This window comes from Thermodesulfatator indicus DSM 15286, assembly GCF_000217795.1.
In the GTDB taxonomy this organism is placed as follows: domain Bacteria; phylum Desulfobacterota; class Thermodesulfobacteria; order Thermodesulfobacteriales; family Thermodesulfatatoraceae; genus Thermodesulfatator; species Thermodesulfatator indicus.
In genome coordinates this window covers 660582-682147 of record NC_015681.1, presented here as the reverse complement: position 1 = coordinate 682147, position 21566 = coordinate 660582, and the positions used below count along the sequence as shown (strand labels likewise).

Below are 21566 nucleotides of genomic sequence, written 5' to 3'. Positions count from 1 at the left end.
AAGTCAAAATTTTCATAGAGGTGAATTATGAGTCTAGCTGAAAAGATAATTGAAAGAGTTAAGTCACTACCTGAAGATAAGCAATCAGAAATATTAGATTTTATAGAATTTCTTTCTAAAAAAGTAAATGAAGAAGAAAGAAAGCAGTGGAGTCAATTTTCACTTGAAACAGCCATGCGAGGGTTAGAAACAGAAGAGTCTTTATATTCTCTTGATGATATAAAGGAAAAATACTAAATGATACAAGAAGGGGATGTAGTTCTTTTTCAATTTCCACAAACAGATTTACAGGAGGGAAAACTAAGACCAGCCCTTGTAATAAAAAGAGTTCCTGGCGACTATGAAGACTGGCTGATATGTATGATTTCTTCCAGGGTATATCAATACAATGAAAAAATAGATGAAATAATTACACCCAAAGATAGTGATTTTCAGGATTCAGGGCTGAAAACAGAAAGTGTAATACGGGTAAGCAGGCTTGCGGTTGTAGAAAAAGACATATTAATTGGAAGAATAGGTAAGATATCTCCAGAAAGGTTGCGTAAGATTAAAGAAAAATTAGCAAAATGGATAATGGAATCATAACAACCACCTTTTTGGGAACCTCAGTAAATTTTTACATCAATTTCTCTAATCTTGAGATACAGCTCTTTTATAGAGCTTAAGGAAGCAAAGGAATAATTGTGGGCAGGTTTTATCCTGTTTAGCGCTTTTTATTCCGTCATTTTAGGGTTTTTATTCCGTCATTTAGTGTTTTTTTTATTCCGTCATTGCGAGCGAAGCGAAGCAATCTCTGTCACAATTTCTAAAATTATTCTCTATCCTTTATAGCTTTTTTTTAAAGCGTACTGAACCAAAGTAGGATAAAAAAATTTTTAAGCTCTTTTTCTTCTTTTCCGATATAATAGACAAGAAGATAGGGGAGAATAATGGCAGCTATGACTAATCTTCTAACATTATTATGTCAAACTTATTAACTTTATACGGCTAATTTTGAGTGATTTATTGGCAGGTAGTAGATGATATGGTAACGTAATTCTAAATTTGGAGGTGGGGAATAAAGAAATTTTTAAACCCACAGCCGCAGGTCAAAAAGGAATGTTAGAATTACATCAATTATTTTTCCGCATTTTACTTGACATCAGGAAAACTAGTTGTTACCATTGTCCTCAAAAAGGAGGACGCAGAGCAATGAAACCAATTAGAAAGAAAAAGACCAAATTAGCAAATATTAAAAAAATTATTGATAGACAAGATGAAATAGTAACTGGTCGAATTTCTTCCCTTAATTTACCTAAATTTAAAAAATATGTTATTTGTAATTTGAGAGGGGGGATTGGTAAAACAACAATTGCGTTCAATTTATCATATTTATTGAATGACGTGTTAGTTATTGATACTTGCCCACAAGGGAATTTGTCATATTTTTATGATTCACAATATTTTTCTAATAACAGGACAACAGTTAAAGATTTAATCCTGCCATATATTTTACCAGGTTTGGGCAAGCCATCAAGAACAGCCAAGAAAATTGGTGCGACTAATCCATTTTTTCAAAATAAAAATGCATTCTATATCCCTTCAACAAGTGAACTTTATTTATTACCATCTCAATTATCTACCGCAATAAATCAAGCAAAAACATTAACGGGTTCACAACAAGAAGAAGCATTAAGAAATATCCTTTACTCATTAAAATATGAAATTGACAGAGAACTAGAAGAAAATAATTTACAACATGTTTTAATTGATACTTCCCCATTCTTTTCTGGTGCCACTCATCTTAGTTGGCACGCTTCAGACGCTTTAATTGTACCGGTACGAACAGATCAACAGTCAATAAACTCTTTAGAATTATTGATAGATGTTTTAGAAAATCCCGCAAGTGAATTTCGTAGAAATATGCCCAAAGACGGAGTAACCCCTAAAATTCAATTAGTCATACTTACTCATTGTACATGGTCAACGAGGTCTGGGGCGAGAAATATTCCCAATCAACAGACCAAAGTCTATCTCGAGAAAATTAGAGATATTGTAAGTAGAAATATTCAACATTTTACAACAGATGATCCTGATAATCATATTCTGTTATTAGACGACTTTTTAGGAACTGGACGCATATCAACTGCTTTATCAAAGCCAGTAACTCTACTGCAAGCTGGAGAGACAATGCGCATAAATAGAGTTAAGACGACTGTTAATCAATCTGTAGAAAAAATAAAGGCCCAACTTCAATTTATTGCTAACTCAATTATATAATTCTGTTTTAACTTTTTGAGTGAAAATTATTGCAGTTTTTCGATTATATAAAAAAATAAATTCTAACAATAGGGTGCACTTGACCGCTATTCCGCTGGCGCTCCATAGCGGCAGGTGAGTTTGGGCGTTATGCAGACAGGTTCTGAAACAAGCGACAACCGCAGAGGACACTCTCATGGGATTCAGGATTGAATTTACGTGCAAGAAGTGCGTATACCGCGCCGAAGTCTCCGGGGGAAAGGATTGCGGAATGGTCTCCGTCGTCGAAACGATGGTTTGCCGGAGTTGCCGCGAACTTGTGGACGTACTAATTGGGTGGTACGGAGAGGAAGGGCCGATAGGGGAAGGCGAGACATTCGTTTCGCGAAAGCGTTGCTTCACTTTGTTAGCAATGACAGGAAGGGAAAAGGGACCCGCATGGCAATGAGAAAGGGTTTGTCACCAACCGCCATTGGCCATCGACCACCTGCCATCAGCCGTTAGCCATCTACCATCCCGTCACTGCGAGCGAAGCAAAGCAGTCTTTTAAGTAACGTCTTTTACAAATGTCTCTTTAGAGATCTTTGCAAAATTAAGGAAAATATAGATTGATCGCCACGGCGACTGTGTCGCCTCGCGACAAGGATTGCTTCGGCTGCTGGGCGCAGCCTCGCAATGACTCTCTCAGGTGTCACTGCGAGCCCGTATGGGTGAAGCAGTCTCTTAAGTAACGCCTTTTATAAATGTCTCTTTAAAACAACTTATCTTAAGCCAATTTTAGTTTTATCTTAGTTTTAATAGTCGAGTCAGGACCTATTTGAGATGTCAAACCAAAACACAATTGATATCCCTTCTTCCTGGGAAAAGGTGGCTGAGGAAATTCTAGCTAACAAGCCGTCTAAGGTTATCCTCATTGGGGGAGTTGATGTGGGTAAAAGCACCTTTTCCCTTTATCTTATTGAAAAGCTTCTGCTAAACGGAATATCAGCCGCACTTCTTGACGCTGATGTAGGTCAAAAAGACGTAGGCCCTCCCACTACCATAGGCCTCAAACATTTCCAAAATCCAGAGGAACTAAAAGTAGAAAGACCTTTTTGCGCTGAAAAACTCTACTTTGTGGGTTCTACCACCCCGGTAGGGCATCTTTTACCTCTGGTAGTAGGAACGGGCCTGCTCGCCAGAGAAAGCCAGGCCGAAGTAACCGTTATAAATACCACCGGTTTAATTAAAGGTCCGGGGGTGGCCTTAAAAACCTTTAAAATTGAGAACATAAGGCCTGATTTAATTCTAGCCTTTCAAAGGGAGCGAGAGCTTTATCCCCTTCTTCAGGCCTTTAAGCACTACCCGGTGCGTTTGCTAGAGGTCTCGTCCATGGCCAGCCCCAAAACTCTGCCTGAAAGAAAAAAGCGGCGTGAGGCAGCTTACCAAAAGTATTTTTCAGATTGTCACCTAATAGAACTATCCTGGCGAGCAATAAGTGTTCAGCGGCAAAGAAAAATTACGCCTAACCTTCTTTGCGCCCTTGGTGACGGAGAAAAACATCTTGGCCTTGGTATCGTTGAAGAAGTGAACCGTAACGGCCTAAAGATTTACACACCAATAACTTCTCAAAGCATAAAAGTTCTCATCTGCGGTTCTATATTGGTAAAACTACCAGGTATAGAGCTTGAGAAGGCTACTGTTCGTAAAGCATCTTTCCCATTTGAGAGACATCGTAGCCGCCAAGGGCTAAAACCCTCTCCCGGAAGGCCTGTGAAGCCAGGATTGAGGCGATTTTTTGCCAGAAGGGTGAGAGGAAAAAGTCCTTCCGCACGGCTAGGTCATAGCGCTCTGGGAAAAGGGGGACAAAGTCAAGAGAAAGAAGACGTGCGGCCGCAAGAATCCCAAGGCCCACGTCAGCCCGGCCAGTAGCCACGGCAATGGCTACTCCTAAGTGAGTGGTTTCTTCGGTCTCGTAGCCTTTTATCTGGCGTGGGTTTAAGTCAAGTTTCTCAAGGTGGTAATCAAGTAATACACGGGTTCCGGCCCCTGGCTGGCGGTTTATAAAAGTTACGTCTTCGCGGGCCAGGTCTTCAAGGCGGGTAATGTTTTTAGGGTTTCCTTTGGGAACAATGAGGCCCTGTTCACGATAGGCAAAATGAACCAGCACCAGAGGGGTTTCCGGCAGGTGACGTTTAATGTAAGGGACATTGAATTCTCCTGTTTCAGGGTCAAAGAGATGAGTTCCACCAAAGTGCGAGAGATTATCCCTTAAAGCCAAAAGCCCGCCAAGGCTTCCCAGATGGGCCAGAGAAAGATCATATTCCGGGGCTTCCTTTTTGAGAAACTCTTCCAGAATATCAAGGGCCATATCATGGCTACCCAGCACCAGGGCGGTGTGCGAGAGGTCTTTTTCGGGACGCAGAATTTCCAAGGTTACTTTAGTTCCAGCGTCCAGGCCTTCTACTTCTTCGGGAATTTCACAAAGGGCGTCAGCTTTAGTAAGGGTGGTGATGGCTCCGGCCCCTCTTTTAAGCTGCATGAAAACCTTTTCACCGGCTACTTCGCCAAGTCTTACCCTCAAAAATTCTCTGGTGCCCAGGCGTGAGGGTATTTTGCGCCCGGCTTTGGCTGTTACTTTCGGCCTTTCAGGTAGCCTTACGCCTAGCATGGCGGAAAAAGCGGGCTTCATTAATTTTTCAAAGGCGAGCACCGCTGATACAGGGTAGCCCGGGACACCGAGAATCGGTTTTTCCTTGATACGGCCTAAAATAGCGGGTTTCCCGGGCATCATGGCTATGCCGTGGAAGAGGAGTTCGCCTTCTTTTTCAATGAGGTTAGCAGTATGGTCTTTAGAACCTGCTGAAGAGCCGGCTAAAACCGTCACTAGGTGGAAGTCAGCCTCCAGGGCCTCCAGGATAACTTTTTCTATCTCTTCGGGGATGTCCGGGACAATGGGAAAGACTTGGGCTTTTCCTCCCCATTCTTCTACGGTGGCGGCAATCATGGTGGAGTTAAACTCTACGGTACGGCCTTCTTTAAGAAGTTCTTCGGTGGCCTCTTCAGGAGAAACGAGTTCATCTCCCGTGGGAATAATAGCCACTTTGGGCCTTTCTTTAACAGGAATTTCAAGGTGGCCGGTGGCTAAAAGGGCCCCTAAGTCCCAGGGCGCAAGTTTATGCGAAGGCGGAAAAATGAGTTCCCCTTCAACAACATCTTCGCCGATTTTTCTTACGTGCTGCCAGGGAAAGGCCGGAGTCATTATCTCTACTTCGTCTTCGCTAACCTGGTGGACTTCTTCAATCATGATGACCGCGTTGGTGTCAGGAGGAAGGGGCTCGCCGGTGTTAACGAAAAAGGCTTCCTGGCCTACTTTTAAGCGTAGGGGATGACTTTCGTGAGCACCGAAAGTTTTTTCCGCCTGTACGGCAATGCCATCCATGGCGGCGGCATTAAAGGCCGGCACTGACCGCTTGGCATAGATAGCTTCAGCAGTTATTCGGCCTAAGGCGTTTTTTACCGGGATATTCTCTTTTTTAAGAAAACGTGGCCAGGCAAAGGCCTCTAAGGTGATTTTTATGGCTTCTTCAAGGGTCTTTTTGCGGAGATAGATTCTTCTTTTCATGGTGCGTTAATTTAATGGGCAGGACTTAAACTGTAAACCTTTATCATTAAGCATTAAAGTTCAGATAGGCAATTCTTGATCCCTCTCTAGGCGAACTTATTTTTTCTTTTAGTTCAAAACAACAAAATTGTAAAAAATAGATTTACAAAAAAAGGACAGGCAAAAACCATAGATTGATCGCCACGGCGACTATGTCGCCTCGCGATAGAGATTGCTTCGGCTGCTGGGCGCAGCCTCGCAATGGACTCTTTTTAGAGTGTCACTGCGAGCCCTTATGGGCGAAGCAGTCTCGTAAGTATGGCATTTGGCAAAAAACATAATTAAATCTAAAAAGGAGGTTTGTTATGTGGAAGTGTTTTAAAAAGTTTAGTGTTTTGTGGTTGCTGGTGGGGTTATTGTGTTCTTCGGTTAGCTTAGCGGCTAATCAAACTCTTACTCCTCAAGAGGTTGCTAAAGGGGCAGTAAAATCTGCCAAGAAGACGGCCGAAAACATTCAGGCCAAGTTGAGTGAAGATGCTATAAAAGCGGTAGAAGATACACATAAAGCCTTGGTTTTGTTGGACCAGGGTAAAGTAGATGAGGCGGTCAAGGTATTACAGGAAGCCGTAGGAAAACTTGAAGTGGTGCTTGCGGCCAATCCTAATTTGGCTTATGTGCCCATAAATGTTTCTACCGTAGCTGTTGATTTACAAGCTGGCCCTAAAGAAATTGAAGAAACTTTAAAACAGGTGCAGAAATTGCTTGATGAAGGAGATGTGCAAAAAGCCCGTCTTTTGTTAAATACCTTGCAGTCAGAAATTGATATCATTATTGAAAAACTTCCCCTGGCTACTTATCCAGATACCATAAAGCTTGCTGTCAAGTACATTGCTCAAGGTAAGATAGAAGAGGCCAAAACTCTTTTAAATGCTGCTCTTTCTTCTCTTGTACAAGACGTTGTAGTTATTCCTTTGCCCATAGTCAGAGCAGAAATGCTTGTTAAGGCCGCTTCGAAAGTTGCTAAAACTGATAAAGACAAGGCTATTGAATATTTAAACCGGGCTGAAAAACAGCTGAAAATAGCAGAACTTTTAGGATATGTAAAAGATTATGAGAAAGAATACAAAGATTTAGTCAAGCGAATTAAAGACCTCAAAAAAGAGATTAAAGGCAAAAATCACAGTGCCAAGATGTTTGAAGAGCTGTTATCCAAGTTTAAGGCTTTCCGCAAACATTTTGAAAAAGAACACAAGTAATTTTGAGGGACAGGCGCAAATTTGCCTGTCCCTGAGTAGTTGACACTTGGCAAGGGGTATGGTTATTAGGTTGAGGCAACGGCCTTTGAAAATTAAGGCCGTTTTTATATTATTTTGTGTTATTTTGAAGATCATATATCTGGAGGAATGCTATGAAACGTACTTATCAACCCAGTCGTATCAAGCGTAAAAGATGCCATGGTTTTCGAGCTCGCATGAGAACTCGTTCAGGAAGGCGTATTTTGGCTAACAGGCGGCGTAAGGGACGTTGGCGGCTTACGGTATAAAAAAAGAATCTTTTACCAAAGATGAGCGTCTAAGGCGTCGCAGGGAGTACGAAAGGGTTTACCGTCAAGGTAAACGCCTTTCGTTACCTTATTTAAGAATAATACTAGCCCCAAATCAATTAGGCCATTCAAGATTAGGTCTTAGTGTTTCCAAAAAGGTAGGAAATGCGGTGAAACGTAATTATATTAAACGAATTTTGCGAGAAGTATTTAGAAGAAATAGAGATATCTTCCCTTTAAGTCATGATATAGTTATAATTCCTAGGGCTAAAATATTAGAAATCCCTCAAGATAAAATTAAAAAAGATTTAGTTGAATTATTTAAAAAGTATGAGAAAAATAGTTATAAAAGTTATTAAAATATATCAATTATTACTTTCACCTTTTTTGCCTCAAAGTTGTCGTTTTTATCCTACTTGTAGTCATTATGCTATAGAATCTATTTCTAAGTTTGGGGTAATAAAGGGATTGATTTTAGCCTGCTTTAGGCTTATGCGTTGTCACCCTTTATGTAAAGGTGGCTATGATCCTGTACCAGAAAGATTCCCTTCATTATGGCCTAAAAAATTGAATAAAGGAGTAATTTCCAAATGGAACGAAACGTCATTATAGCTATAATTCTTTCTATGTTGGTAATAGTTGGTTTTCAACTTTTGTTTTCTCCACATAAAACTCAAACTCAAAAAAAAGCAGTAACTACTACTCAGCAAGTTGTAAAAACAGAAAAAGAAAATTTCCCTCAAAAAGCAATAGTTCCCGAACAGAAGAACTATCAGAATATAAAAGAAGCTAAAGTAGATACATCTCTTTTTGAGGCCCAAATTACTGAAGCAGGGGCGCGTTTTACTCATTTTAAGCTGCTAAAGTATAAGAAGACTTTAGATCCTGATTCACCTCCGGTAGATTTAATTAATTCACCTAAGTTTGGGCTTCCTATTGAAGTCTATCCCACAATTGCTCCTAAATTGGCTATTTCTCCTTATAAAGCTAATCCTCTTGAACTCACTTTAGATAAAGAACAGAAAGGAGATATTCTTTTTGAACCCGTTGTCAAGACTCCGCTAATTATAGATAAGAAATTTTCTTTTAAAGATGGTTCTTATCTCTTTAATTTGGATGTTAAAATTAAAAATCCTACAGATAAACCTATTTCTGATAATATTTTATTTAGGATGGCTTCACATCCAGTTGCCAAACTTGACCGTTATGTATTTAGAGGGCCAGCTTATAGTCATAACGGTATTTATGAAGAAGTTAAACTAAAAGATAAGATTATTGAATATAAAGGTGATTTAGATTGGGTTGCTTATGGAGATCCTTATTTTCTTATGGCCATAATTCCTCCAAAAGGAAATGATTGGCGAGTTACTTTTAGACGCTTAGAAGGAAATACTGATGAACTTATACTTTGGACTCCCAAAATTACTTTTGCCCCTCATGAAGAGAAACAAATAAACTTAAAGCTTTATTTTGGCCCGAAGAGTTTAGATGAACTAAAAAAAGTTGGCTATCATTTAGATAAAGCTATCCACTTTGGTTTTTTTGATCCTATAGCTAAACCTCTTCTCTATGCTCTCAAATTTTTCTATAAATACACTCATAACTATGGAATATCTATAATCTTGTTAACAGTGCTTATTAGAATTATTTTTTGGCCTCTCAATCACATTAGTATGAAAAACATGAAAAAGATGAAAGATCTTCAGCCCATTATCGCCAGATTAAAAGAGAAGTACGGTGATGATAAAGAAAAACTTAATCAAGAGCTTATGCGTATCTATAAGACTTATAAGGTTAATCCTTTTATGGGCTGTCTTCCTATGATAATTCAAATTCCAGTATTTTTCTCTTTATATAAAGTTCTTCTGATGGCCATTGAGTTGCGCCATGCACCTTTCTTTGCCTGGATAAAAGACCTTTCTTCTCCTGATAGATTGCCGGTGGGTATAGATATCCCTTATTTAGGAGGCATTCCGGTATTGACTATACTTATGGGAATTTCTATGTATTTTCAGCAGAAATTGACTCCTACATCTATGGATCCTACTCAGGAAAAAATGATGCTTTTAATGCCTATATTTTTTACAATACTTTTTGTGAACTTTCCCTCAGGTTTAGTTCTTTATTGGCTTACCAATAATATTCTTTCTATTGTTCAGCAGGTGATTACTAATAAAATGCTTGAGCGGAGTAGGGCATGATATCTGAAGAATTCGAAGCCAAAACTTTAGATCAGGCCGTAGAATTAGCTTGTAAACACTTTGGCGTAGAAAGAGACGATCTAGATATAGAGGTTTTGAGTCAGGGTTCTACAGGTATATTTGGAATAGGAGCCAAAAAAGCGCGCATAAAAGCAAGCATAAAACCTGAGACCCTTTTAAAGAAAAGGGCAGAAGAAGCCCAGAGAGTTCTAGTTAAGTTAATAACTAGTGGTGACTTGGAAATTAACTTTTCTTTTGAAATTAAACCAAATGGCATTTCTTTTTCACTTTCCGGGCCTGACAGTAAATTATTCGTGGCCAAAGATGGCGCGCCTTTAAATGCTTTGCAGTATCTGATTAACAAAATCGTAGCCAAAAGATTAGGGGTAGGGCCTAAAATAACTCTTAATATTGAAGGCTTTAAAAATGGTAAGAGCCAAAAACTAGAAGGTTTGGCCCGCAAAGCAGCCAAAGAAGCTATTAAAACCAAAAAGCCGGTTTTTCTCCCTCCGATGCCTGCTAGTGATCGTCGTCAAATTCACCTAGCAGTAAAAAAAATGAAAGGGGTTATTAGCCGCAGTAGGGGGGTAGGGCAAAAACGTCGTGTGGTAATCTTCCCTCAGAGTAGTCGTTTTTCTGGACGAAGGCCTAAATGAAGTTAAAGGATTTAGAATATACGGAAGCCACTATCGCCGCTATTGCTACGCCTATTGGCCCGGGAGCCATAGGGGTCATTAAAGTAAGTGGTAGTCTTTCAGAGAAAATTTTAAAACGTCTTTTCCGTTCCAAGAAGCCAATCAAAGAATTTCAAAGCCACCGCTTGTATTATGGCTACATAGTAAATCCTGAAACCGAGACTCCTGTTGATGAAGTTTTAATAACTTTGATGCGAAAGCCCCACACTTACACCCGCGAGGACGTCCTTGAAATTTACGGCCACAGTGGCTACCTGGTGTTAACCAAGATACTTGAACTGGTTTTAAAAGAAGGGGCTCGTTTGGCTGAACCAGGAGAGTTTACCAAGCGTGCTTTTTTGAATGGCCGCATTGATCTTTCTCAGGCCGAGGCTCTGCTAGACCTTATAAACGCTCGTTCGGAAGAAAGTCTTAAGCTGGCCTTAAATCAGCTTCGCGGCGCTTTAGCTGAGAAATTAAGACCTGTGCGTGAGGCCTTACTTTCAGCTTTGGCTGTAGTAGAAGTGGCCGTGGATTTCCCCGACGAAGACGTAGAGATTATTTCTCATTATGAACTGGCGGAAAATTTAGAAAATCAAGTTCTTGAGCCGCTTAAAGAATTGCTTAAAAACTATCAGGAGGGGCGTTTGTATCGCGAGGGTATTGCCGTGGTAATCGCAGGCCGCCCTAATGTTGGTAAATCAAGCCTTCTTAATGCTTTGCTTGCCGAAGAAAGGGCCATTGTTACGCCTATTCCTGGAACCACCCGCGATATTATCGAAGAATTTGCTACTATAAAAGGCTTACCTGTTCGTCTTATTGATACAGCTGGCCTTAGAGAAACAGAAGACTTAGTGGAAGAAATAGGGGTTAAAAAGGCCAAAGAAAAGATTGCTACCGCAGATGTGGTAATTTTTATGCTTGATGGTTCTCTGGAGCCTACTGAAGAAGATTTAAAGCTTTACCAGGAAATAAAGGCCATGCCACACTTGGTAGTGATCAACAAAATAGACATTGCCTCTCACGAAAATTTGAATCGTTATCGCGAAATATTCCCTCAAGAAAAGCTTATTTTTATCTCCGCGCGTACAGGTGAAGGTCTTGAGGCTTTAGCTGAAGCCATTTTTGAGCTGGTAACTGGTCGCACGGAAGAATTTATCCCTTCGGTAGTGCCCAATTTGCGGCAAAAAATGGCCATTGAAAACGCCTTAAAAGCAACAGAACAGGCTATCTCCAATCTCAAAAAGACAGATATTTACCCTGAACTTATAGCTATTGATTTAAGAGACGCTTTAAGCTCTCTTGGAGAAATAACGGGAGAGACCACTACCGAAGACCTCCTTGACCGCATTTTCAGCAATTTCTGTTTAGGTAAGTAAATTTTATTTAGCTAAAAGCTATCTCTTTTACAAAAAAAACTTTAGTTTCCTCTAGTCACCCGGTTAACCGGTGTTAAAATTAAGTCTCAATTAACAAATAGGAGGTTCGAGTTATGCCAACGCGTGAAGAGATAATGGAGGTTCTCAAAAAGGTTAAAGATCCCGAGCTTGGCCGTAGTCTGGTAGATTTGGGAATGATTCGAGATGTAAAAATTGATGGTGACAAGGTAAAGGTAGTAGTGGCTTTAACTATAGCCGGCTGCCCTATGAAAGGTCGTATTGCTGGTGATGTCAAAAAAGCTGTTTCTGAAGTTCCAGGGGTAAAAGAAGTAGATGTTGAACTGACTACTATGACCCCTGAAGAACGTGAAAAAATTCTCGGTAAAAAGAAAGTTCCTGAGAAAAAGGCCTTAAAAGACATAAGACATATTATTGCCGTGGCCAGTGGTAAAGGTGGAGTAGGTAAGACCACGGTGTCTGTGAACCTGGCGGTGGCTCTTGCTAAAAAAGGCTATAAAGTGGGAATCCTTGACGCTGATATTTATGGTCCCAATGTCCCTTTGCTTATGGGACTTCAAGGTGAAAGACCTTTTACCAGAGATAATCTTTTGGTACCTCCTGAGCGCTGGGGTATTAAAGTCATGTCCTTCGGATTTTTGGCTCCTGAAGGGCAGGCCATCATTTGGCGTGGTCCTTTGGTACATCGGGCCCTTTCAGAACTTGCTGAAGCTGTGGACTGGGGTGTTCTTGATTTCTTAGTAATTGACCTACCCCCTGGAACTGGTGACGCACCTTTAACCGTGGCTCAGGTCTTCCCTTTAAGAGGAGTGGTCATTGTTACCACGCCTCAAAAAGTGGCGCTATCTGATGTGGTTCGTTCCATAAACATGTTCAATGAACTTGGTACCAGGATTTTTGGTATTGTAGAGAACATGTCCTACCTCAAAACAGTAGGCCCAGATGGTAAGGAGCAGGTCATCCCTGTTTTTGGTGAAGGGGGAGGAGAGAAACTAGCAAAAGATCTGAGAGTACCTTTGCTTGGCAAGGTGCCACTAGATCCAAATCTTTCCAAAAGTGGTGAAATTGGAAAACCAGCAGCCCTTGATCCTGAAAGTGAATTAGGTAAAGTCTTTGGAGAGATAGCTGAAAAAATAGCTACTCAGTCTCTAGAGTTCGAGAAGATGGGAAGCTGTGGCCTTAAAAAATCCTAAGATGAATATTTACGAACGCCTTTTAGAAAAAGCCCTTTCCCAAGGCCGAGGACGCATGATAGATGACGTGCGCCTCGGTCTTGGTTATACAGCCGTAAAGCTTGATAGCGGCCAAATAGGTTTGGGCTATACCATTTTAGAAGAAAAACTGAGTTGTAATATACTGCCGCCAGAAGTTAGTTTTGCAGGGAAACCTGCTGACGTAGTGGCTAAGTATTTCCTTTCGGCTAATCTGTTAGAAGCGGGAGTGGGGTTAGCCACTATAAATGCCATTTTGAATAATCCTAGAGAAGACTATCTTTTGGGAGATCCTTTAAAACTTGCCACGATAACTTCTGAAGATAGAGTGGCTATGGTGGGTTATTTTGAACCTCTGGCACAAAAATTGAGAAATAAAGTGGCGGAACTATGGATATTTGAAAGAAATCCAGCTAGACACGCGGAAACTCTTCGCGAAAGTGATATGTTTGACCTTTTGCCCCAGGCCACTGTAGCTATAATTACCTCGGTTACCCTTATAAATAAAACCCTTGAAGAAATTTTTGAATATTTGCATAAACCACGAGAAGTAATTCTTCTAGGGCCTAGCACTCCTTTGTTTCCCGAAGCCTTCAGGGATACACCGATAACCATCCTTTCTGGCCTGCTAGTAAAAGATGAAAAGATTTTAACCCTGGTAAGTGAAGCAAAAGGTACCAAGGCTTTTAAACCTTACGTGGAAAAAGTAAACTTAAGATTAGAATGAATTGGCCCTCTTTTACCTTAAAAGAAAAAATATACCTTTTTTCGGGAATTATTCTGTGCATTCTTTTCAGTATTCGCTATTATCCTGAAAACCTCGAAAGAACTATTTATGAGTCTTTCAGGTGGGTTTTTAGTTTCTTTTTTTATAGTGGTGTTATGGCTTACATGTTTTCTGGTATCTGTCGCAAATTTTTAAAACAACCTTTTCCTTTAAAAAGCGGTATCAAATTGGCTATATGGCTGGCTGTCCTTTCAGCTATTGCTCAATCTTTACACGAAACCTTTAAAATGTATAACCCCTAGTCTCCCCTGGTAACTATTGGAGGCAAGGTATGGGGGCGTAACCCTAGAGTCCTTTCAGGGTGAACCCGCGATAACTGGCCTCAAGGGCAGCTATTTTAGTACCATTGATTCCCGCTTAAGCGAGAATCAATGGCTAGTCTTCAATTGGCCCTACGGTGACTAAGACATAGCTTTGATTTTGAAGATATTTTTTAGCTACGTCGTTTATGTTTTCCCAGTCAACATTTTGAATCTTTTGAATGTAACGCAAACCGTAATTATATCCCAGCCCCAGGATTTCATTTACCGCCTGTTCCATGGCCTGGGCACTGTTGGTTTGGAGACTTGTTAAGTAGCGCCCTACTAACCATCTTTTAGCTCGTTTTATTTCTTCGTCGGTTACGCCTTCTTGGGTTATTTTGGTGATCTCCTGCCAGAGCCCAGCTAGAGCTAACTTCTTTTTGGCCGGTTCTGTTGCTATATAGAAACCAATTCCGCCTGTGTTGATTCCTAAGGTTAGAAAGGAAGTAACCGAATAGGCGAGGGCCTCTTTGTCTCGTAATTCTTTGAATAAGCGCCCGCCTTGCCCAGCTAAAATGGCGTTTAAAACTTCCATGGCATATCGGTCCTGAGAGAATATATCAGGCCCTCTAAAGCCTAGGATAAGGTGAACCTGTTCACGGTCCATGTTAATGGTAGAAATTCTAGGCTCAAGAAGTGGCTCAGGTTCCTTATCTTCTGGCAATGGTGGAGCCTCTTTTTGCCAAGTACCAAAATATTTTTCTATTAAAGGCAAAACTTTTTCAGGATCTACGTCGCCAACAATGGCCAGCACTCCTCTTGAAGGAGCAACAAAAGAATCATAGGCCTTCTTTATGTCTTCAGCTGTGAGATTTTGTATTACCTCTGGAGAACCTAAAATATTTAGGCCGTATGGATGTGGAGAAAAGAGAAGGCGATAAAATTCCTTCACCGCCAGTTGAAGGGGATCATCTTTCTGGCGAGCTAAAGCTGAAAGTAGTTCTGGTTTGAGTTTTTCTAATTCATCTTGCGAAAAGGCTGGATTTTCAGCTATTTCAGCAAAGATAGAAAGGGCTTTATCCAGATAATCAGCAAGGAAAACGCCTTTTAAGCCAAAGGTATTGCGTCCGGAAAAACCAGAAATCTCTCCACCCATGGATTCAATCAATGTAGCCAACACTTCAGCTGAATGTTTAGTGGTGCCTTTGGTCCATAACCCGGCAAGGGTCCTAAAAAGACCGTTGGTTTCTTTGGTTTCAAATCTAAGGCCTCCTGGAAAAACTAAAGTCATAGCTAGCGAAGGAACGTCTTTTTGGGGAGTAATAAGTACCGTTAGCCCGTTTGGAAGCTTCTTTTTAACCGTTGGGGCTACCCAGCGTTCCATTTCCGGGGTTATGCCAGAGGCCTCCATCTCCGCTTCTTCTACTAGGTTTTCTAACTCTTCTTGGGAGATTATTTGAGAAACATTTTGGGCTAGAAGCCCTGCTACTACTGCTTGGGGGGTAAAAAACTTCTGGGCTACTTCTTTAATTTGGGCCGGAGTTACTTTTTTTATGGCCTCAAGATAAGCCTTGGCTTTTAATGGGTCACCAGTAATCATTTCAAAGGCTCCAAGCTTGCGAGCCTCTCCCTGCATAGTTTCACGGCTATAAACAAAATCAGCCGCTACCATGACTTTGGCCTTGTTTAACTCTTCAGGCAAAACTGGCTCGTATTTCAAACGGAATATTTCTACCAAAGCCTCTTTTAAACTTTCACGTAGGTTTTCTACTGGGGCTGTGCCCGCTACTTCAAAGAGCCCTGGGCCTTTGGGGGTGAAGGTGTAAGCATAAACTGTATGTACAATACCTTTTTCTCGTCTGAGTGCGCGGTAAAGGCGTGAAGATTCACCTTGCCCCAAAATAGCGGCGATAACATCCATTACTGGAGCCTCTTTGTCTAAAAGGCTGGGACCTGGTAAAGCCAGCTGAAAATATCCTTCCTGAACTTCTTTATTAAGAGTAACTAAAATGGGCTTTTTTTTGGGTGGCTCTTTTGGGAAATTCACTTCTACAGGGGGCTTTTTAGGTTCTTGGCCAAAATAAGTCGCTGCTTTGGCAAGTGCTGTTTCGGCTTCTACATCACCTACAATGACCACTGCCATATGGGCGGGACGATATCTTCTAGCCATATATTTTAAAATATCATCACGGGTGATGGCCTTTACTGTTTCTGGATAGCCGATTATAGGACGACGATAAGGATATTTGAGATAAGCTTTTTGCATTACCGCTTCTGCCAAGGCCAGAGCTGGCCGGTCTTGCCGCATGCGCATTTCTTCTAAAACCACTTGTTTTTCGCGCTCGAGTTCGGTGGGATCAAAAACCGAGTGAAAAATAGCATCAGAAAGGACATCTAAAGCTGTATCAAGGATCTCTGATGGGCCGTTAACGTAATAACAGGTATAATCATAAGAGGTGAAAGCATTTATATTTCCGCCAAAACTTTCAATAGTGTCGGCAATCTCTCCAGGCTTGCGCTTTTCGGTGCCTTTAAAAATCATGTGTTCTATTAAATGGGTTATGCCGGCTTCGTCGTCTTTTTCATAAGCGCTTCCAGCTTTTACCCATACTTGGACTGAAACCACTGGAGCTCGGTGATTTTCTTCAACTATTAAGGTGAGCCCATTATCCAGAACAGTTTTGTAAAGTCCAGGAGCAATTTCCATAGCCCATACCCCTTTTAAAGCCAGACATATGATAAAAAATGAAAAAAACAAAAATTTTACTTGTTTCATAATAAACCCCTTAAATTGCTCAAAAACTTAAAATTTTCTCAAACTATTGAGCCGGATGTTTTTGTACAACAAAATATTATCGCGAGGCGACATAGCCGCCTCGGTAAGCTTATGGGATTGTTTCGTCACTTTAGCGCTTGCCATGACCGAATAAAAATGTCCATAAATTGTCATCTGTTTTTCTATGTTCACATTAATAATTTAGTTGTGTTTTTTTAAAACAAACTTCACATTTTGCCTTTTGGCAAGATTATCATAGACAGAAAGAAAAAAACTTTTTATTTCGGAGATTAAAATAGTTTTTTCTATATTCAAAGAATTTGACAGTTTTATTCAGTTTTGATAGGCAACATTAGAGCCTGGTATTTTATAGTAAAGAAATATAATTTGGAGGGAGGTCATGTATGTCTGACTTCAAAGAAGCCATTTCTAGAAGCTGGAGGTCCTTCGCGGTGAGTACCTGGTCTCCTATGATGGGCGGCATATTGTTGGCCTTATTTGCTATTTTTTTAGAAATGTGGTACCGCCCATGGGGGATTGTAGGTGGTATAAGAAATTGGGCAGACTGGTTTTTTTACGGTATAGGTTTTTATGATGAAGCCCCCCCACATCCTCTAGAGTTTTCGTCTTCTGTATTAAATATTGGTTATATATGGGGGGCGGCCATTTCCGCCTTCTTTGCCCGTGAATTTGGTCTGCGTTTTCCTCCCAAGATCGAATACGTAAAAGCTATTATAGCCGGTATTCTGATGGGTTTGGGTTCGGCTCTGGCTATGGGATGTAATGTAGGTGGTTTCTACGTGGCTATTCAAAATCTTGCGGCCAACGGATTTTTGATGGCGGTAGGTTTAGTTTTTGGTGTAATTTTAGGTGTTAAATATCTTTACTGGGAGCTTGAACGTTTTCCCAGCTCAGGTGGTTTTGAAATAAGCTTCAAGAAAGTTGGCCCTTATATTGGGTTTTTACTATTTGTAGGCTTAATAGTTGCTACTTATGCCTATTTTAACAGCGATATGGATAATGGTGAGATCTTAGGTGGTTGTCTCATTATTACAGCTGGTATTGGATATGTAATACATCGTAGCCGTTTTTGTATGGTTAACGGTTTTAGAGAGCCCTTTGTTACTGGTGAGGCTTCTATGGGTAAAGCTGTAATGGTTAGTATTATATTGGGAGCTATTGGAGTTTCTATTCTCAAATATCAAGAAATTCGTCCAGAAATGGTATATGTAACCCCTACTTTTGGTTTAGGAGCTTTACTTGGAGGTTTTATTTTTGGAGCAGCTATGGTTGTGGCAGGTGGTTGTGGTTCAGGAGCTCTCTGGAGAGTAGCTGAAGGACAGATAAAGCTTTGGGTTGTTGTAATATTTTTTGCTCTTTCTAACTCCCTTATAAGACATTATTTCGCTGAATATGAAGTAATAGAAAATGGTTATTTAGGTAAGGCTATATTTATGCCAGAGTATCTAGGTTATGGTGGGACTTTATTCTTAATAACTTTTATTTGTGTGCTCTGGTATATAATTATCGACTGGAATGAAGATTCAAATAAATTTGTAATAGAAATGTAAATAAACAAATAAATCCAAATAAAGGAGGAGGAAGAATTATGGCTGATGTAAAAGTAGCTCCCGAAGGGATCAAAGCAGATGTTACTTTAGATTGTAAAGGTCTTTCCTGTCCTATGCCTTTGCTTAAGACCAAAAAGGCTATCCAAAAGATGGAAAAAGGACAGATATTAGAGGTGTTGGGTACTGACCCTGGCTCAAGAAATGACCTTCCTGGATGGTGCGAAAGAGCTGGTCACGAATATTTAGGCGAAAGAGAAGATGCTGGTTTCATACGCTTCTATATTAAAAAGGGCGGATAATTTTCTAAAAAGGAGGTGCTTTTATGTCTAAAGATCCGGATAAGCTGGGGATTTTTGTTACTAATCCTCAATATATGACCCATTTAATGAAGATAGTTGAAGCGGCTCAAAGAGCCGGTAAAAAAGTAAAAATATTTCTCACCTTCAAGGCCATCCATCTTACCAAACATTCTGAATTTGCCAAGTTAGTAAAAATGGTTCCCGAAGAAGACCTGGCAATTTGTGCAGATTCTTATGTGTGTGAAGGTTTTGATGTAGATACAGATATTCCCGCTGGTATGAGCCCTAAACAGATGCGTACCCAAGCCTTTCATGGGGAGCTTCTTTCTCAATGTGGTAAATATATAGTCCTTTAAAAGGAGGCGACTATGAGTGAAAGTTTGAAAATATATTTTTTGATAGCCAATCGTATTTATATTACCGATGCTATACGATCAACTTTAGGACAGGCTATTGAGAATCACTATTCTCATGCTTGCATTTTTTACCAAAAAATGCCCAAGCTTAATGATTACGTAAAAGAAAACATTGAGTGGATTCGCGATATGGAAGGAGAAGTTTATTGTGTAGTGGATACTATAGAAGACGAAGAAGCTAAAAAATACAATATCGAGGAAGCAGGCCTTACACCTATTACCCTTGAAGAACTGGCTCAAAAATTAAAAGAAGCTGATGTTGTTATTCCATATGGCCTGCCTAAACAAAAACATGATCCACCACCAGCTTGTGCTGATTAATTGGTAAGGAGGTATGCACATGAAAATTCTCCATGTATATAGAACTGAACCAAACGAAGAAGTAAAAAAGTTGGTAGCTATATTGAATGAAGGAAATGAAGCTCTTGAGTTTAAACTTTATGAAGCTAAAGAAGATCAGGACTATGACAAACTGATACAATTAATCTTTGAGGCGGATAAGACTATAAGTTGGTGGTAAGAAAATAGATGGTGGGGGTTTTAGCCCCCACCTTTGGATATTTGACCTAGCTTTTGAGACCACATAAAAAGTTTAAATAAAAGTAAAGCTAATCCGATACGTATTACCCACATATACCAAGGGCTGTTTTTAAAGTATAAAAAAACAAACTTAAAAAATTTTTTCAACCTGATTACTCCTTAACTATTTCGTAAACTTCTGGCAATTGTCGGTATTTTTCGGCAAAATCAAGGCCATAACCTACTAAAAAACCCTCTCGGATATAAAAACCCCGATAATGAATAGGGACTTCTATTTCTCTTCTCTGAGGTTTATCAATTAAACAACAAACCTTTACCGAATTAGGTTTATATTTTTCCAAGTGTTTGAGAAAAAAATCTAGCGTTATACCAGTGTCAATTATGTCTTCTATAACTAAAACGTCCTTGTTCTCAAGGTCTAGCTCTATGTCTTTTATGATTTTGACTTCCCCTGAGGTTGTGTCTGAAAGACCATAACTGGCTAGGCGAACAAAATCTATTTCTAATCCTTCTAAGGAAACCTTTCGTACCAAATCTGCCAGAAAGATAAAAGCTCCTTTTAAAACACCTATAAAGACCGGCTTTTTTCCAGCATAATCTTGAGAGATAGCCTCTGCTAGTTCTTCTATTTTGATCCTGATTTCCTTTTCAGAGATAACAAGTTTTAACTTTTCCATAGTCTCTCCCTTATATTCCAGGATACAACAAGTATCTTCTTTGGTAATAGGGAACATGTAGCCTGCCTCCTCACTTTTATCAAGTTTTTGTTTGCATTTAACTTAAGGTTTTTCAATGCGTAAAAACTTAGTAGGAGCAATAACTATATTAAGTTGATCTATTTCTTCAAGGGCCTTGCGCACAGAAGCCTCTCTGGCCTCATGGGTAAGCATTACAATGGGAACAGGGCCTTTTTCTTCGCGCCCTTTTTGGATCACCGAGGCAATGCTTATGTTATTTTGTCCCAATATGCCGGCTATTTTTGAGAGAACACCTGGACGATCAAGTACTGAAAAACGAAAATAATACCGGCAAACCACTTTATCCATTGGCTTTATCGGAAGCCTGGCTAAATCACTCAGCTGGTATGAAAGGGGTGGAACCCGTCCACTTCCTCCACTGAGAACATTTCTGGCAAGATCGATAATATCACTGACTACAGCACTTCCAGTAGGTAGCTGCCCAGCTCCAAGACCATAAAGTAAGACATCGCCTACGGCATCACCTCTTATATAAAAAGCATTGTAGGCCATTCTGACTGAAGCCAGTACGTGTTTTTCTGGTATTAAAGTGGGGTGTACCCTTACTTCAAGTCCCTCTTCTGTTTCTTTGCACATGGCTAGAAGCTTGGTTACAAAGCCAAATTCTTTAGCAAAAGCAATATCTGTAGGTTCAATATTACGGATCCCTTCTACATAAATGTCATCGATAGAGACCTCAGTTCCATAAGCAAGGGTAGTAAGAATGACCAATTTGTGAGCAGCATCCAAGCCATCGATATCAAGGCTAGGATCTGCTTCGGCATAGCCTGCCTTTTGAGCTTGAGAGAGGACTTCTTCAAAGGAGATGTTTTCTTCTGTCATGCGGGTAAGAATGTAATTACACGTGCCATTAACAATACCAGTTAAAGACAGTATGCGGTTCCCGGCAAGGCTCTCTTTTAACGTCTTGATGATAGGAATACCTCCGCCTACAGCGGCCTCAAAGGCCACATCAACGCCAGCTTCTTTGGCGGCTTTAAAGATCTCCTGGCCGTATTCAGCAAGTACGGCCTTGTTAGCCGTTACCACGTGCTTGCCAGCTTTAATGGCTTGTAAAATAAAGGTACGAGCAGGCTCAAGGCCTCCAATAAGCTCTACTACGATTTTGATATCAGGATCACGAAAAAGACTTTCTACATCGGTGGTAAGAAGGGTATCAGGTACCTCCACTAGGCGGGGCAAAGAGGGATCCCTTACGGCTATTTTTTTGATTATTAATGGACACCCCAGGCGCTTTTTAATTAGGCTTTGATTTTCGAAAAGAATTTTTACAGTTCCTGAACCCACCGTGCCTAAACCTATAATGCCAATCGCGATACTCATTTCATCC

22 protein-coding genes and 1 pseudogene are annotated in these 21566 nt (G+C 40.4%); 19 read left to right on the top strand and 4 right to left on the bottom strand.

What is annotated here, in order from left to right:
- The first annotated feature begins 27 nt into the window (after positions 1–27).
- The 4 genes and pseudogenes from THEIN_RS03220 to THEIN_RS12335 all read left to right on the top strand — a co-directional run.
- Positions 28–237 carry a DUF2281 domain-containing protein gene (locus THEIN_RS03220; protein ID WP_013907266.1) on the top strand — a complete coding sequence of 70 codons (210 nt, stop codon included), beginning with the start codon at positions 28–30 and terminating at the stop codon, positions 235–237.
- A complete protein-coding gene (locus tag THEIN_RS03215) occupies positions 238–585 on the top strand; it encodes a type II toxin-antitoxin system PemK/MazF family toxin (protein ID WP_013907265.1) in 348 nt (115 codons plus the stop codon).
- Between the two features lie 465 nt (positions 586–1050).
- Complete coding sequence (locus THEIN_RS03210; RefSeq protein WP_217125053.1) at positions 1051–2259, top strand: ParA family protein; 1209 nt, start codon at positions 1051–1053, stop codon at positions 2257–2259.
- Positions 2260–3060: 801 nt separating this feature from the next.
- Positions 3061–3666: pseudogene (locus tag THEIN_RS12335) on the top strand (Clp1/GlmU family protein); the annotation flags it as partial.
- A gap of 247 nt (positions 3667–3913) precedes the next feature.
- Here THEIN_RS12335 and THEIN_RS03200 read toward each other — a convergent pair.
- Complete coding sequence (locus tag THEIN_RS03200) at positions 3914–5842, bottom strand: molybdopterin biosynthesis protein (RefSeq protein WP_013907263.1); 1929 nt, start codon at positions 5840–5842, stop codon at positions 3914–3916.
- Between the two features lie 344 nt (positions 5843–6186).
- Between THEIN_RS03200 and THEIN_RS03195 the strand changes: the two genes are divergently transcribed.
- The 10 genes from THEIN_RS03195 (at position 6187) to THEIN_RS12200 (ending at position 13876) form a co-directional block, all read left to right on the top strand.
- Positions 6187–7077: a YfdX family protein gene (locus tag THEIN_RS03195; protein WP_013907262.1), complete on the top strand. Its 891-nt coding sequence runs from the start codon at positions 6187–6189 to the stop codon at positions 7075–7077.
- Positions 7078–7229: 152 nt separating this feature from the next.
- A complete protein-coding gene (gene rpmH / locus THEIN_RS11915) occupies positions 7230–7364 on the top strand; it encodes a 50S ribosomal protein L34 (protein WP_013907261.1) in 135 nt (44 codons plus the stop codon).
- Positions 7346–7723 (top strand): ribonuclease P protein component, encoded by a 378-nt coding sequence (gene rnpA, locus THEIN_RS03190; protein WP_013907260.1) that lies wholly within the window; start codon positions 7346–7348, stop codon positions 7721–7723. The genes rpmH and rnpA overlap by 19 nt, the downstream gene beginning before the upstream one ends.
- On the top strand, positions 7695–7976 hold the full coding sequence (yidD, locus tag THEIN_RS03185) for a membrane protein insertion efficiency factor YidD (RefSeq protein ID WP_013907259.1): 282 nt from the start codon (positions 7695–7697) through the stop codon (positions 7974–7976). The genes rnpA and yidD overlap by 29 nt, the downstream gene beginning before the upstream one ends.
- Entirely contained in the window at positions 7955–9565 is a 1611-nt protein-coding gene (gene yidC, locus THEIN_RS03180; protein WP_013907258.1) for a membrane protein insertase YidC, read from the top strand. Before yidD ends, yidC begins: the two co-directional genes overlap by 22 nt.
- Complete coding sequence (gene jag, locus THEIN_RS03175) at positions 9562–10221, top strand: RNA-binding cell elongation regulator Jag/EloR (protein WP_013907257.1); 660 nt, start codon at positions 9562–9564, stop codon at positions 10219–10221. The genes yidC and jag overlap by 4 nt, the downstream gene beginning before the upstream one ends.
- On the top strand, positions 10218–11618 hold the full coding sequence (gene mnmE, locus THEIN_RS03170) for a tRNA uridine-5-carboxymethylaminomethyl(34) synthesis GTPase MnmE (RefSeq protein WP_013907256.1): 1401 nt from the start codon (positions 10218–10220) through the stop codon (positions 11616–11618). Before jag ends, mnmE begins: the two co-directional genes overlap by 4 nt.
- 113 nt (positions 11619–11731) lie before the next feature.
- On the top strand, positions 11732–12829 hold the full coding sequence (locus THEIN_RS03165; protein WP_013907255.1) for an Mrp/NBP35 family ATP-binding protein: 1098 nt from the start codon (positions 11732–11734) through the stop codon (positions 12827–12829).
- Entirely contained in the window at positions 12810–13574 is a 765-nt protein-coding gene (locus THEIN_RS03160; RefSeq protein ID WP_013907254.1) for a DUF364 domain-containing protein, read from the top strand. The genes THEIN_RS03165 and THEIN_RS03160 overlap by 20 nt, the downstream gene beginning before the upstream one ends.
- A 155-nt stretch (positions 13575–13729) precedes the next feature.
- A complete protein-coding gene (locus THEIN_RS12200; RefSeq protein WP_169311144.1) occupies positions 13730–13876 on the top strand; it encodes a hypothetical protein in 147 nt (48 codons plus the stop codon).
- Positions 13877–14009: 133 nt separating this feature from the next.
- Here THEIN_RS12200 and THEIN_RS03150 read toward each other — a convergent pair whose 3' ends face one another.
- On the bottom strand, positions 14010–16652 hold the full coding sequence (locus tag THEIN_RS03150) for a M16 family metallopeptidase (RefSeq protein WP_013907252.1): 2643 nt from the start codon (positions 16650–16652) through the stop codon (positions 14010–14012).
- Between the two features lie 404 nt (positions 16653–17056).
- Here THEIN_RS03150 and THEIN_RS03145 point away from each other — a divergent pair, with 404 nt between their 5' ends.
- The 5 genes from THEIN_RS03145 to THEIN_RS03125 are packed head-to-tail and all read left to right on the top strand — an operon-like array spanning position 17057 to position 19458.
- Positions 17057–18223, top strand: coding sequence for a YeeE/YedE thiosulfate transporter family protein (locus THEIN_RS03145; RefSeq protein ID WP_013907251.1), 1167 nt, complete (start codon positions 17057–17059; stop codon positions 18221–18223).
- A gap of 38 nt (positions 18224–18261) precedes the next feature.
- Complete coding sequence (locus tag THEIN_RS03140) at positions 18262–18522, top strand: sulfurtransferase TusA family protein (protein ID WP_013907250.1); 261 nt, start codon at positions 18262–18264, stop codon at positions 18520–18522.
- 23 nt (positions 18523–18545) lie between these two features.
- Positions 18546–18878 (top strand): hypothetical protein, encoded by a 333-nt coding sequence (locus tag THEIN_RS03135; protein WP_013907249.1) that lies wholly within the window; start codon positions 18546–18548, stop codon positions 18876–18878.
- A gap of 12 nt (positions 18879–18890) precedes the next feature.
- A complete protein-coding gene (locus tag THEIN_RS03130) occupies positions 18891–19259 on the top strand; it encodes a hypothetical protein (RefSeq protein ID WP_013907248.1) in 369 nt (122 codons plus the stop codon).
- Positions 19260–19272: 13 nt separating this feature from the next.
- Positions 19273–19458 carry a hypothetical protein gene (locus THEIN_RS03125; protein WP_217125052.1) on the top strand — a complete coding sequence of 62 codons (186 nt, stop codon included), beginning with the start codon at positions 19273–19275 and terminating at the stop codon, positions 19456–19458.
- Between the two features lie 172 nt (positions 19459–19630).
- On the opposite strand, the gene hpt is transcribed toward THEIN_RS03125, so the two are convergent.
- Positions 19631–20212, bottom strand: coding sequence for a hypoxanthine phosphoribosyltransferase (hpt, locus tag THEIN_RS03120; RefSeq protein ID WP_013907246.1), 582 nt, complete (start codon positions 20210–20212; stop codon positions 19631–19633).
- Positions 20213–20257: 45 nt separating this feature from the next.
- Positions 20258–21559 (bottom strand): homoserine dehydrogenase, encoded by a 1302-nt coding sequence (locus THEIN_RS03115; protein ID WP_013907245.1) that lies wholly within the window; start codon positions 21557–21559, stop codon positions 20258–20260.
- Between the last annotated feature and the right edge of the window lie 7 nt (positions 21560–21566).

Coding starts and splice junctions, on each gene's coding strand:
- THEIN_RS03220 (WP_013907266.1), top strand. CDS start 28: ATGAGTCTAGCTGAAAAGATAATTGAAAGAGTTAAGTCACTACCTGAA.
- THEIN_RS03215 (WP_013907265.1), top strand. CDS start 238: ATGATACAAGAAGGGGATGTAGTTCTTTTTCAATTTCCACAAACAGAT.
- THEIN_RS03200 (WP_013907263.1), bottom strand. CDS start 5,842: ATGAAAAGAAGAATCTATCTCCGCAAAAAGACCCTTGAAGAAGCCATA.
- THEIN_RS03195 (WP_013907262.1), top strand. CDS start 6,187: ATGTGGAAGTGTTTTAAAAAGTTTAGTGTTTTGTGGTTGCTGGTGGGG.
- rpmH (WP_013907261.1), top strand. CDS start 7,230: ATGAAACGTACTTATCAACCCAGTCGTATCAAGCGTAAAAGATGCCAT.
- yidD (WP_013907259.1), top strand. CDS start 7,695: ATGAGAAAAATAGTTATAAAAGTTATTAAAATATATCAATTATTACTT.
- yidC (WP_013907258.1), top strand. CDS start 7,955: ATGGAACGAAACGTCATTATAGCTATAATTCTTTCTATGTTGGTAATA.
- jag (WP_013907257.1), top strand. CDS start 9,562: ATGATATCTGAAGAATTCGAAGCCAAAACTTTAGATCAGGCCGTAGAA.
- mnmE (WP_013907256.1), top strand. CDS start 10,218: ATGAAGTTAAAGGATTTAGAATATACGGAAGCCACTATCGCCGCTATT.
- THEIN_RS03165 (WP_013907255.1), top strand. CDS start 11,732: ATGCCAACGCGTGAAGAGATAATGGAGGTTCTCAAAAAGGTTAAAGAT.
- THEIN_RS12200 (WP_169311144.1), top strand. CDS start 13,730: ATGGCTTACATGTTTTCTGGTATCTGTCGCAAATTTTTAAAACAACCT.
- THEIN_RS03150 (WP_013907252.1), bottom strand. CDS start 16,652: ATGAAACAAGTAAAATTTTTGTTTTTTTCATTTTTTATCATATGTCTG.
- THEIN_RS03145 (WP_013907251.1), top strand. CDS start 17,057: ATGTCTGACTTCAAAGAAGCCATTTCTAGAAGCTGGAGGTCCTTCGCG.
- THEIN_RS03140 (WP_013907250.1), top strand. CDS start 18,262: ATGGCTGATGTAAAAGTAGCTCCCGAAGGGATCAAAGCAGATGTTACT.
- THEIN_RS03135 (WP_013907249.1), top strand. CDS start 18,546: ATGTCTAAAGATCCGGATAAGCTGGGGATTTTTGTTACTAATCCTCAA.
- THEIN_RS03130 (WP_013907248.1), top strand. CDS start 18,891: ATGAGTGAAAGTTTGAAAATATATTTTTTGATAGCCAATCGTATTTAT.
- THEIN_RS03125 (WP_217125052.1), top strand. CDS start 19,273: ATGCACATGAAAATTCTCCATGTATATAGAACTGAACCAAACGAAGAA.
- hpt (WP_013907246.1), bottom strand. CDS start 20,212: ATGTTCCCTATTACCAAAGAAGATACTTGTTGTATCCTGGAATATAAG.
- THEIN_RS03115 (WP_013907245.1), bottom strand. CDS start 21,559: ATGAGTATCGCGATTGGCATTATAGGTTTAGGCACGGTGGGTTCAGGA.